This is a genomic window from Candidatus Litorirhabdus singularis (assembly GCF_026262625.1).
GTDB lineage: Bacteria > Pseudomonadota > Gammaproteobacteria > Pseudomonadales > Halieaceae > Litorirhabdus > Litorirhabdus singularis.
The window spans coordinates 956,489-968,204 of record NZ_SHNN01000001.1; the positions used below are offsets into that span (position 1 = coordinate 956,489).

The 11,716-nt window shown below is 56.0% G+C and carries 6 protein-coding genes; 2 read left to right on the forward strand and 4 right to left on the reverse strand.

All coding sequences use genetic code 11. The annotated features are described in order from the left end of the window. Nucleotides 1-236: 236 nt before the first annotated feature. The 3 genes from EYC98_RS04370 to EYC98_RS04380 all read right to left on the reverse strand — a co-directional run bounded on the left by EYC98_RS04370 (nucleotide 237) and on the right by EYC98_RS04380 (nucleotide 5,260). Nucleotides 237-2,531: a TonB-dependent receptor gene (locus tag EYC98_RS04370; protein ID WP_279244081.1), complete on the reverse strand. Its 2,295-nt coding sequence runs from the start codon at nucleotides 2,529-2,531 to the stop codon at nucleotides 237-239. Nucleotides 2,532-2,686: 155 nt separating this feature from the next. After that, nucleotides 2,687-3,616: a D-Ala-D-Ala carboxypeptidase family metallohydrolase gene (locus tag EYC98_RS04375; RefSeq protein WP_279244082.1), complete on the reverse strand. Its 930-nt coding sequence runs from the start codon at nucleotides 3,614-3,616 to the stop codon at nucleotides 2,687-2,689. Continuing rightward, nucleotides 3,617-5,260, reverse strand: a complete 1,644-nt coding sequence (locus EYC98_RS04380) for a L,D-transpeptidase family protein (protein ID WP_279244083.1) — start codon at nucleotides 5,258-5,260, stop codon at nucleotides 3,617-3,619. A gap of 195 nt (nucleotides 5,261-5,455) precedes the next feature. On the opposite strand from EYC98_RS04380, the gene EYC98_RS04385 reads away from it, so the two are divergent. Beyond that, nucleotides 5,456-6,580, forward strand: a complete 1,125-nt coding sequence (locus EYC98_RS04385; protein ID WP_279244084.1) for a hypothetical protein — start codon at nucleotides 5,456-5,458, stop codon at nucleotides 6,578-6,580. 39 nt (nucleotides 6,581-6,619) lie between these two features. Here EYC98_RS04385 and EYC98_RS04390 read toward each other — a convergent pair whose 3' ends face one another. Next, nucleotides 6,620-8,086, reverse strand: a complete 1,467-nt coding sequence (locus tag EYC98_RS04390) for a sulfatase family protein (protein ID WP_279244085.1) — start codon at nucleotides 8,084-8,086, stop codon at nucleotides 6,620-6,622. A gap of 169 nt (nucleotides 8,087-8,255) precedes the next feature. Here EYC98_RS04390 and EYC98_RS04395 point away from each other — a divergent pair, with 169 nt between their 5' ends. Then, nucleotides 8,256-11,705, forward strand: a complete 3,450-nt coding sequence (locus EYC98_RS04395) for a ThuA domain-containing protein (RefSeq protein WP_279244086.1) — start codon at nucleotides 8,256-8,258, stop codon at nucleotides 11,703-11,705. Nucleotides 11,706-11,716: the final 11 nt, after the last annotated feature.

Genomic DNA, 11,716 nt, shown 5'->3' on the forward strand with positions numbered 1-11,716 from the left:
GTAGCTGAAAGCAACCCGAATGCGGGAGTGCGCCCAGGGAAAAGTCTTTTAAATTCAATGCGGTGTAGTTGTACAAACTGAACCGGGGCTGGTTTCGGGCGCCCAGGGAGCTGGCTGGTGTTCACTGTGAGGCAGAATTTGTTCCGCCTGCTGTAGGGCTAAAATGTCCTGTGGGGGGTGCTGGGTATGGTCGAATAAATTCGACGCGGCCAGCCAGACCCCACAGGGCGAGTGCTCTACCAGCGGAAGCGAACCTCAGCGCCAAAGCGACGCTGGTAGTTCAGCGGCACACTATGGATATAGCCGTTGGGCAGAAACTGCGAGATGTTGGAGCCAATGCCGCTGACGTGCCATTCGTCGGTCGCGTTCTTCACGTAGACCGTCGCTTCCCAGCGCGCATCCCGGTCGGCCAGTTTGGCTGAGAGGTCCAGCGTGCCGTAGCCATCCTGCCAGGTGAACTCGTCCTGGGACAGACTGTACAGCACATCATCCTGGGCTTTGTAGGTACCCTGCAGGATCAGGTCAAAGCTGGTTGGTAGCTCCCAGTTATACTGTGCGGTAAGCGCGACTTTCCAGTCTGGTGAATGGGGCATGACGCCGCCCGACAGATCTTGGGTGCCATCCGGGCACTCCCCCCTGAATGTCTGGCCAAAGCTGCAATTGCCGCCCCGGTAGTCGGTGATCTCGGCATCGATAAAGGCGAAACCACCGTAAAGGCGAAAGTTATCGGTGACGAGTGCGGTAAAGTCGACTTCCAGACCTTTGGTTTCCACTTCGCCAGCATTAACCAGTAAAAAGCTGCCGGGTTGGTCATCGGGGTCACAGCCGGGGTTGTCGGGTGCGCAGCCGGGGTCGCCGTCAGGATCAAAGAAGGCCTGGCCCTGGAAGTTCTCAAACTCGGTCATGAACAGGGCGGCATTGAGGATTAAGCGGTTATCGAACCAGACGCTTTTCATGCCCAGCTCATAGGCGTCTGAGGTTTCCGGATCGACCGGCTCCAGCGTGGTGGGGTCGGTGCCGAAGGTGACGTCATACGCGGGACCTTTATAGCCCTGGCTGTAGCTGGCATATAGCATAGCGTCATCGTTGAAGCTCCACTCCAGGGCGAGCTTACCGGACAGGTCATCATTGTCGGTTTCTCCTGGCGTGGGTTCTACCGGAGCCGGAATGCCTACGGCTAAGCCCTCGCGGGTGCGGCCAAACACATATTTCAGGTCGTCCTGGGTATAGCGTGCGCCCAGGACCATACGCCAGGCATCGTTAAAGCTGTAGTTGATTTCGCCGAAGGCGGCCCAGTTGGTGGTGTCCACGGCAAAAGTAGAAATTCCTACTCCCGGGAGGCCTGGCGCAAACTCAAAACTGCGCCTGAATTGACGGCTGACCTTCTGGTCAAAGTAATACAAACCCACCACGTAATTGAGTCGGTCGCTGGCGGGTGAGGCCAGGCGCAGCTCCTGGGTGAATTGCTCTTGTTCGGTGCCGCCGTCCTGGTCAAAGCCGAGAGGGGTCGTCGGGCGATTGTCATTGTCGATACTGGCGGCGACGGAAAATTCACGATAAGCGGTAATTGAGGTCAGTGTGAACTCGCCAATATCCCAGTTGACCTCCAGTGCGTGGCCCCAGGACTCCCAGTCGGTGTAGTTCTCTGAATTGACGTTGGTTTCGATGTTTTCCTCGCCCACCTGCACCGGGTCTATTTCGTCGAGGATGCCTTGTATCTGCGCATCGTTGCCATTAAAGGGCTCCAGGCTGCGAATAGTCGATACTGTGCAATTACAGTCGAGGTCACTATAGTCGCTGCTCCACTTGATTTGCACAGTGTCGCTGACGTCCCAGCGCAATTTGCCGCGCACGCTGTAATCCTTGGAATTATTGAGGTCTTCGCCGTCGTAGTAGTTCTTGATCCAGCCGTCCACGTCTGAGCCGGAGGCGGAAAGCCGGAAACCCAAATTGTCGGTAATCGGCCCTGCGATCGTAGCACCGGCCCGGTATTCGTTATTTTCAGCGGCGCCCGCCATTACCTCGCCGGAAAATTCCTCAGTCGGGTCCTTGGTAATGATATGCAAAACACCGGCGCTGGCATTTTTACCAAACAGCGTGCCCTGGGGGCCGCGCAGTACTTCAACTCGTTCTACATCCAGCAGTTGCATAAAGGCCTGGCCAGAGCGGCCCATGACCACACCATCGAGCATGGTGGAAACACTGGGCTCAACCCCGGTGCTGAAACTCTGGGTGCCGATACCGCGAATATTGAACGAGCTCTGGCGCGGGTTGGAGCCCTGTTGGAAGGTTAACGATGGCACTAGTTGCACCAGGTCTTCCGAGGTGTAGATCTGTGCCTCGGCAATTGCTGTATCGGTCAGCGCGGTCACCGCGACTGACACATCCTGCAGACTTTGCTCGCGCTTGCGGGCGGTGACAATCACTTCTTCCAGCGCCATTCTTTCCTGGGCTACGGCTTGCGGCATAGTGATAGGTAGGGATACAAAGATGGCGGGCAGAAGTGCCCGACTGGTGACGGATAGTTTCATACGGTTACCCCTGAAAGTATTATTATAGTTTGCGGCAGTGTAGTGGTTTGCCGAATGAAATAGTAGGTCTGGGTGGTCCTCTAAAACAGCCGGCGGTTTAATTTTCTTGGCTCTCCAAAAGTTCCGTTACCGATCTTGCGATCGCACCATAGTGGCTACCAGCGCGCCGGGTACCCGCGCGTATCCACGTGGATAAACCCGCCGTGGCGACGGTTAGGCTTATAACGGCCAATGCCGCTCGGCAAAACACTCCCTGGGGAGTTATCTCTGAGCTGTTCTACCAGTGCAAAAAACAGCTCCATATCCTTGCCGTCATAAGCACCATCGAGGTTCAGGTCATCCATTCTGCCGTTGAGGTCCTGGTCTATGTAGATGTCGGCGGCGTCACCATAAATGTGTCGGCTATAGGTCACGTTGCCAATTTTTCGATTATACCAAGGGGTGCGATAGCCGCTGATGAAGCCGAAGGTAGCGACAGAAAAGCCCTGTGAGTTGACGTGCTGCAGCACATCTTCCAGCAATACCAGCAAGTTTTCTCGCAATACCAGATACTTGGGGAAACCCGCTTCCTGCTTGCATAGAAATTGCGCCAGTGTGAAATGGGGAGTCAATTGAGTGGCCATGTTGGCTTCGGTGACTTCGATAAAGCCTGTTGGTTGCGCGTAGTAGGTGGCCTTGCCCTGACGCGGTTGCGGGTATTCTCCTACGCGGTAGCCATTGAGCATGCCGTCTCTCAGATTCGCAAAAGGCGTCAGCACTATGATATTAATTTGGCTGGCAGCCGCACCAGATTCGCTGCTCAGATGCATCGGGTAAATACCGGGTGCTGCTGGCGCTCGCACTTGCAGCAGCTGTCCGGTTTGTTGCCTGACCTGCTGTATGCTCATACCCGGTGCCTCGACCCGCATTGACTGCTCAGTGTTTACTGCAATAGTAATCTCCTCTTCTGGCGTCAGGAACAGACTGAAGATCGCCAGATCGACCTCCAGCCCTCGCGCTGTGATAGGGATAGGGGCAATGGCGCTGGCGCTGGCTGGGGTTAGCAGGATGAGGATGACCAGATAACGGCTTGGCAGAGGGCGCATTCAGATGTTTTTCCAAACAGGCGGAGCATTGAGGCGCTTGATGACCGCGGGGTCGCGATTATAGATGTCAGGATTAAACTTGATGCGACCGCTGGCAGTCGGGCTAGCGGTCCAATACATCAGCAGCACATCGATCGGTTCTGGTAAGTGAATGACTTGCAGTTCAGCGCTGTCGACCGCGGCCTGAATAGCCGCTGGCTCCCATGTGCCTCCTAGTAACCGGTCGGCGAACTCGAGTGGGTTTTCAACCCGAACACAACCTGCGCTGAAAGCCCGGCTGGTGCGCTGAAATAGCTCGCGGTTTGGCGTGTCGTGGAGGTAAATCGCATGACGGTTCGGAAACATAAATTTGATCGTGCCCAGCGCATTTTTGGGGCCAGGTTGCTGCACCACGCGGTAGGGAAAGCGAGCAGCACTGACCTGGTCCCAAGGAATCAGATCTGTGGGTACTTCGTTACCGTCACGGTCATAGAGTAAGAAGTTGTTGTCCCGCGCGTAAGCAGGGTCTGTCGCAAATTTGTGGAACAGACTGCGCCGAATGATGCTGGCAGGGACTGTCCAGGTCGGATTGACCACCAGGTACTTGATTTGGGCCTTAAACATGGGCGTTTCGGTGGTCACCTTTCCTGCCACTACCTCAGTGCGCCAGCTCACCTGATTGTTTTCAATATAATAAAGTTCGAAGCCGGGGATATTGACCACGACGAAATCACTGTTAACGTCATCCTGTATCCACCGGATCCGGTCCATATTGATACGAATCTGCTGAACTCTTGCCGCTGCCGGAATATTAAGCTCTTGATAGCTTTTTGCGCCGACAATACCGTCGGCATCCAACCCATGCATGGCCTGAAACTGTGCCACCGCCTTTTGTAATCGTGAGCCGAAAAACTCCGGCTTGCTCAGCGTCATATCCGGGTGAAACTCTAGTTGGACTAATCGATTTCGCAGTGCCGCAACGGCGGCTCCTGAATCGCCTGGTCTTAACACGGTGTGCGTGGATAACGGCGGCGCCTCTCCGCCAGCAGCCTTCGCCCGGTAGAACGCCAGGCTGTCTCGCAGTTGCTGATAAAACCAACTACCTGGCGGCAGATTGCGCAAAATGCTGACAGCTGTTTTGTTCTCTATGGCTGCGTTGAGATTTTGCACAATATTCTCTGGCAGGAAATCCCGGCGTGAGTAATTCCAGGCGTATTCCACAGGCTCAGGATTGACCTTGCCCTCCAGCATGTGGCGCGCGTATAGCAGCACTGCGTCGGACAGTAAAACGTCAAAGGAAGCTAATGCGCGTCCGTCAGGTGGTTCCGGCCCGCTCAGCTGATCAGCCATTTCCAGTAAATGATCGTAGTGATAGTCGTTTGGATCAAGGCCCTCCAAATAGCTGTCGCGCAGTAAACCGAGGATATCCAGAGTGACTTGTTGATCAGCCCAGGCAGGGCGGTAATCTCTGCTTTCATACAACAGTGACAGCACCGACTGGGTCTCTATGGAAACCGAGTGAAAGTGCTCTCGCTGGCCGGATAACATCTCGTCCATAATTACTTCGATCTCAGCGCTGGAGCTACTAGGGTCGAGCGCAGAAGCGTGGAGAGCGAATACAGTAGTAGCAAGCGCCAAGCTGAGTTGAATCAAATAGTTTTTCATGGGGGTGTCCGTAGCTGACTGTTCACATAGCGTAGTCTATACTAACGGAGTTACCCGTATTTAGCTCAGCGAGCGTCCGAGTCCGACTTTACAGGGCAGCTCAGAGCTCACCTTTATTGCCGCTATTAGGCTCCGGTGGGCTCACTAATTCTTCAGTCAATTAGCTTTTGAGAAGCAACTAGCAAGGAATTACCTATGAAACCTTTTTATGCACTCATCGCGGCCCTGCTTATTGGTATAGCGCCGCCTTCTTTTGCCCAGCAGATGTCCGAGTTGGCCTGTGCTGACTTCAAGCCATCGCCTGAGGCGCTGGAGCGTTTCCCCGATCTCATCGGCGCCTGTGAAGCTATTGTTGAAAGAGAGGGAGAACTGTACGGCAAGTTCACCGCTGAGGTTCGCCGCGTCAGGGGCTCCACAGCGACGCTTTATCTGCCCGCAACGGATCATACGTTTAAGGTGTCTCCGGATTCTGCGGCCAGGGTTTTGGTCGAGGGTCGCAAGACTCGGGTGCGGGACCTGGTGCGCGGACAGGAAATACGTATTTACCTGGCGGTTAGTGAGTTTGCAAAACCCGATATTGAAGAAGTTATATTGGTCACAGAGAGCAATATCCTGGTGACTACTGAGATTGAGCCGGCGCCTATGTTGCCCAAGACCGCCAGCTTATTGCCGACCATAGGTTTGGCCGGTCTGGTGTTTTTGGGTGCAGCTTTGTTGTTCCGTCGGCAGCGCCTGACCAACAGCGGCAACACTTTGCTGGGGCTGGCAGTGCTTTCTCTCTCGCTGGCTGGCGTTTCTCCGGCGGTTGAGGCGGACTCGCATGTTGCCGTTAAGCCTGCCCGTATTACTACCAGTGTGATCAGAACCGCTGCGATTGTCGAAGCGGTGGATATGGAAATGCGCCAACTAAAATTAATTGATGCGTCTGGCCGTCGTTTTACCACCAAGGTGGGTGATGAGGTGATCAACTTTGATCAGATTCAACCTCGTGATCGAATTGTGATGGAATATCTCGACTCCGTCGCCATTGTCGTTACCCCCAAGGGAACGCCGGAGGCGGCACAGGGTGTAGCTGTTGAAGTGGCTGCTGAGGGTGAAAAACCGTCGATTAGTACGGTAGAGACCTTTATGGTTAAGGCCGATGTGCTGAAACTGAACCTGACCAAGCGTCAGGCTACCCTGCAGTACGAGGATGGCAGCGTGGAGACTATTCACGTCTCCAGCGACGTGCCGATGGAATTAGTCGAGGTAGGTGACGAAGTGCGCATTCGGGTGACGCATGCGCTGGCAGTATCGGTACGCAAAGTCGGGGCTGAGTGAGGGTCCACCGTACGCACTGCCAAGGTTGAAAGTAGAACCTTAGCGAATCGATTCCTCTGGCAATTCGCCGCGGATGCCTTGATCGACTGGCATAACGTCAGGGTCGGCGCCCGTGGCATTTAGCAGCGTTGCCAGCGCTGCGCGCATCTCTGTCAGCTGCGCGGCTGAGTCTGGATCTTGCGCCAAATTACGAGATTCGCCAGGATCAGCAGCCATTTGATAGAGCTCTTCCATATGCCGCAGTGGCCCATTGTCGCCGTGGGGGTAGGCGACGTATTTCCAATCTCCGCGGCGAATACCGCGCACGTTGGGGGTGTAGGGAAACTGAGTTTCGTAGTTGTATTCATACAGCCAAGCATCCCGCCAAACGGTCGTTGTACCGCTGACCAGCCCCGCCCAAGAGCGCCCCTGTATATTCGCCATCTGCTGGTTAATAGCCATCTCTATCAGGGATGGCGCTACATCCAGGCTAAGTACGTGCTCACTAACAACAGTTCCCGGGGAAATCTTAGTGGGGTAACGCACCACTAATGGCACTCGAATACTGGCCTCATGCATGGTGCGTTTGTCGATCATGCCATGCTCGCCGAACAGAAAACCATTGTCGGATGCGAATACAAATATGGTGTTGTCCAGTTCGCCGCTGCGCTCCAGCGCTGCGTATATGCGGCCCACGGAATCATCTACCGAGTTGATGGTGGCGACATAGCTGCGCACAAATTGCTCGAAGTCGACTACCGCCTGCGGACGGTCGTCGGGGAAGTTGTCCCGAAAGCCATAGAGCGGTCCGTAGATGCCGTGCCAGGTGGGCAGCCGCTCGCGGATCCAGGCTGGCTTGTCATCCAGCTGGAAGCTGCTCGCCGGATAGGGGTAAGGCACATCGTCGTAGCGATTGGCGTAACGCGGCTCCGGTACAAAGGGTCCGTGCGGTGCCTTGTGTCCAACTAACAGTGCAAAGGGCTGTTCGGTGGGCCGCTGCGCCAGCCAGTCCAGCGCCATGTCGGTGACGCGGTCGGTATAGTAGCCGGCCACGGTTTTGCGCTCGCCGTTGACGTTGAAAACCGTATCGTAGTACTTGCCCTGGCCCTTATGGGTGACCCAGTAGTCAAAGCCGGGCCGACGACTGTCGTCGTCTTCACCCATGTGCCATTTGCCGATATAGGCCGTGGTGTAACCAGCTTTCTGCAGCAGCAGCGGAAAGCTCTGTAGCTGATGTGGATAGTCGGTGAAGTTGTTGTAGACGCCGTGGGTATGGGTATAGGTTCCGGATAGAAAAGAGGCCCGGCTCGGTGAGCACAATGAGGTGGTGACAAACATATTGTCAAAGCGCGCGCCTTCGGTGGCGAGGCGGTCTATATGTGGGGTTTGTATTCCCAGCAGGGAGTTGGGGTGGTAGCCGACGGCGTCTGCGCGCTGGTCATCGGTCAGTATGAAGACCACATTGGGCGGCGCTGCGATTGTCGCGTGCGCCAGCAGCGAAAAAAAAATAATGAGTATCCATTGCATGGTCTTACTCCAGCCCCCGTGGTTGCGATTGCTATGCGCCTGATTGCGCCATAGCTTCATGCCGCAGCGGTACGCATAATGAGTCCACAGCAGCCTACCATAGTAGAGACAATGTGATCGATTTCAGCCAGACTAAGCTGACGTCGCTGCCGACCAAGTCTGGATAATAATGAAAAAAGTTATAACTATCGCCATTACAGCGGCATTTTTTTTACTGCTAGCAGCCTGGTGGTACCTGCAGCGGCCGCCGCTGGCACAGGTGCTGGTGTTCAGCAAAACGGCTGAGTATCGTCATGATTCCATAGCGGCGGGCATTGCCGCGCTCACCGAAGTGGCGGGCGAGCATCGCATCGCGGTGGTGGCCACTGAAGACGCCGAGATTTTCAGCCAAACAGAGTTGCAGCAATTTCAGGCAGTGGTGTTCCTCAACACCACTGGCATGGTGCTGGCGCGGCCGCAGCAGGAAGCTCTGGAACGCTATATTCAGGCTGGCGGCGGCTTTGTCGGCATTCACGCCGCCGCCGATACCCATTGGAAAGCCAATGACTGGCCCTGGTATACGCGGCTGCTGGGGGCGGCCTTCCTGAGCCACCCCAGTGACCCCTCCAATGTCCAGAGCGGTCTCTTGCAGGTGGCTGACAGCGACAGTGAGCTGACCGCCATGTTTCCCGCCGCCTTCGAATTTACCGATGAGTGGTATGACTACCAGCGGCTTAGCGACAAGATCTCGGTATTGCTGCGCATCGATGAGAATACCTACCAGGGCGGCAGAATGGGCGCCGAACATCCCGTGGCCTGGTATCAGAACTTTGATGGTGGGCGTTCTTTTTACACCAACTTTGGTCACCGCCCGGAGAGCTTCTCAGACCCTGCCGTGCGCGAGCATCTGTGGGCTGGCCTCGCCTGGGCAATGGGTGATGGGCAGCTGGATTACAGCAAAGCGCGCCCGGAGAGCTGGCGAATGAAGCGGGTGATCCTGGATTCCGGGCTCAATGAGCCTATGGCGATGGCCTTCACACCCGCCAGTGAGCTCTATTTTATCCAGCGCCGGGGCGAGTTGCTGCGTTACGACCCGCAGCTGCAGCGGTCCGTCGAGGTGGCCCGCTTCGAGGTAACCGATGAGGGCGAATATGGGCTGATCGGTTTTACCTTTGACCCGGATTACAGCAGTAATCAATGGCTGTATATATTCAGGAATGTGCTGGTAGCCGAAGGTGCTGCGTACCGCCTGTCGCGCTATCGTCTGGCAGAGGACGGCGTTGAGCATGCCAGTGAGCAGGTAATTCTGGAGATACCGACCGAAGCCGGGCGGCAGAATCACACCGGCGGTACCCTGGTGTTCGGGCCGCAGGGGAACCTCTGGATCAGTACCGGCGATACCACCAACCCCCATGAGTCAGGCGGTTTCAGCCCCCATGATGACCGGCCCGGGCGTGCGGTTTTTGACGCCGCACGCAGTGCCGGTAATACCAAGGACCTGCGTGGCAAGATTCTCAGGATCAGCATCAACAGTGACGGTAGTTACGGCACCCCCGAGGATAACCTGTTTACTGACGCCGCCAACGGCCGCCCGGAAATATTCGCCATGGGGCTGCGCAACCCCTTTCGCTTTGATGTGGACAGCCGCACCGGGATCTTATACTGGGGTGAGGTTGGTCCTGACAGCCGTGACTACAGTGGTGAGCGTGGCCCCTGGGGCTACGATGAATTCAACCGCACCAATAAAGCGGGTAATTTTGGTTGGCCGTTTGTGATCGGCTACAACGAGCCTTATGCCTACTATGACTTTGGCAGCGCCGAGAGCGATGGCATGGTCGATCCCGCCGCTCCGCAAAACCGCTCACGCAACAATACCGGGGCCAGGGTTTTGCCCCCTGCGCAGCCCGCCTGGATGCGCTATCCCTATACCCTGGAGGAGGGTTTACCGGAGCTGGGTGAAGGTGGCCGCTCTGCCATGGCCGGCCAGGTTTACTACCATGACGACTACCCTCCCAACCCACTCAAGTTGCCTCCCTACTATGACGGCAAACTGTTTATCTACGAATGGGTGCGGCACTGGGTGCAGGCGGTTAGCATGGATGATGACGGCGGCGTGCGTAAGATAGAGCCACTGCTTGAGCCCGGTATTTACTCGGCGCCCATTCACCTGAAATTTGCCCCCGACGGCTCGCTGTACGTGCTCGAGTACGGCAGCGCCTGGTTTTCCCCCAACGATGATGCCTACCTGAGTCGTATCGAGTATTACGGTGATGATAATCCGCCGCCGGTTGTCCTTGCCAGTGCGGACGAGCGGGTGGGCGCGGTGCCTTTCTCCACTACACTGCGGGGCTCGCAGAGCTTTGACCGCAACGGGTCTTACGAAAGCTTAAGTTTCTCCTGGGACCAGCTGAAAAATGGTCGGGTCGTGCAGCATATCGCAGATACCGCCGATGCTTCATTTAGCGCCGATACGGCAGGCGACTACCAGCTGCAGTTAACGGTAACCGACGCCGATGGTGTCTCCAGTGAAAGCGGCGTGCTGTTGCAGGTTGGCAATGATCGCCCGCAGATTGACATCGCCTTCAGTAACGGCAACGGTTCGGTCTTTTGGGACGATGTGAGCGTCGATTACCAGGTAACGGTTACCGACACCGAGGATGGCAGCACACGCGACGGTGGTATTGCTGACGAGCGGGTGCGGGTGAGCGTGGAGTACGTACCCCAGGGTAAGGATATAGCCAATGCAGAGCTGGGCCACCAGGCCATTGCCGGGCCTGATGGCTGGCAGGAAATTGAAGCCAGTGATTGTCTCTCCTGCCATATGTTGGATGCGGCGTCAGTAGGTCCAAGCTTTAATGAGCTGCGCTCGCACTACGCGGGTAAAGCTGGTGCGGTGAGCGCCTTGGCTGAGAAAATACAACAGGGAGGTCAGGGCGTTTGGGGTGATTACGCGATGCCCGGGCATCCGCAGCTGTCAGTGGCGCAGACCAGCGCTATGGCGGAATGGATAATGGAGCGAGGGCAAGCGCAGGCTGCCGCCGGTTTGCCCCTGTCCGGGACCTTGAACTTTGAGCGCCACCAGAATGATTCGTTGGCGAATGATATGGTGGGTAAGCTCTATACGGGTCGCTATTTGCTGATGGCTAGCTACGAAGATCGTGGCGCTGTTGGAGCCCGCACCGCGCGCGCTGCTGTCACTCGAGTACTAATGCCACCGGTCGTGGACCCGACCGCGGCCGACGCCCGCAGCGATGCCATTATGCAGATACCAGTTCCAATGGAGGGCTCGGAAGACGTAACACTGGCCCTGTATCTGAGTCGCGAAGGGCAGCCTGCCTACCTGTTATTCGAGGATTTTGATCTCAGTGAGATACGCAGCGTAAAACTAGGAATTGCCACCAGTAGTCTGATTACCAGTGGCGGTAGCCTGAACCTGCGACTCGGGTCGCCCGACGGGCGCACTATTGGCACGCACCACATTGAAAATAAAAATTTGGGTATGCCAGAAACGTTGGATTATTACGGTTACGATGTCAGTGATATCGAGGGCCGCTTTGATGTTTATCTGACGACTGATCCGGCTGGTGGCGAAGCCGCTAAACCGGAATTTATACTCGGCACGATTGAATTTGTCAGGTGATACTTTAATAA

Coding starts and splice junctions, on each gene's coding strand:
- EYC98_RS04370 (WP_279244081.1), bottom strand. CDS start 2,531: ATGAAACTATCCGTCACCAGTCGGGCACTTCTGCCCGCCATCTTTGTA.
- EYC98_RS04375 (WP_279244082.1), bottom strand. CDS start 3,616: ATGCGCCCTCTGCCAAGCCGTTATCTGGTCATCCTCATCCTGCTAACC.
- EYC98_RS04380 (WP_279244083.1), bottom strand. CDS start 5,260: ATGAAAAACTATTTGATTCAACTCAGCTTGGCGCTTGCTACTACTGTA.
- EYC98_RS04390 (WP_279244085.1), bottom strand. CDS start 8,086: ATGCAATGGATACTCATTATTTTTTTTTCGCTGCTGGCGCACGCGACA.
- EYC98_RS04395 (WP_279244086.1), top strand. CDS start 8,256: ATGAAAAAAGTTATAACTATCGCCATTACAGCGGCATTTTTTTTACTG.
- EYC98_RS04385 (WP_279244084.1), top strand. CDS start 5,456: ATGAAACCTTTTTATGCACTCATCGCGGCCCTGCTTATTGGTATAGCG.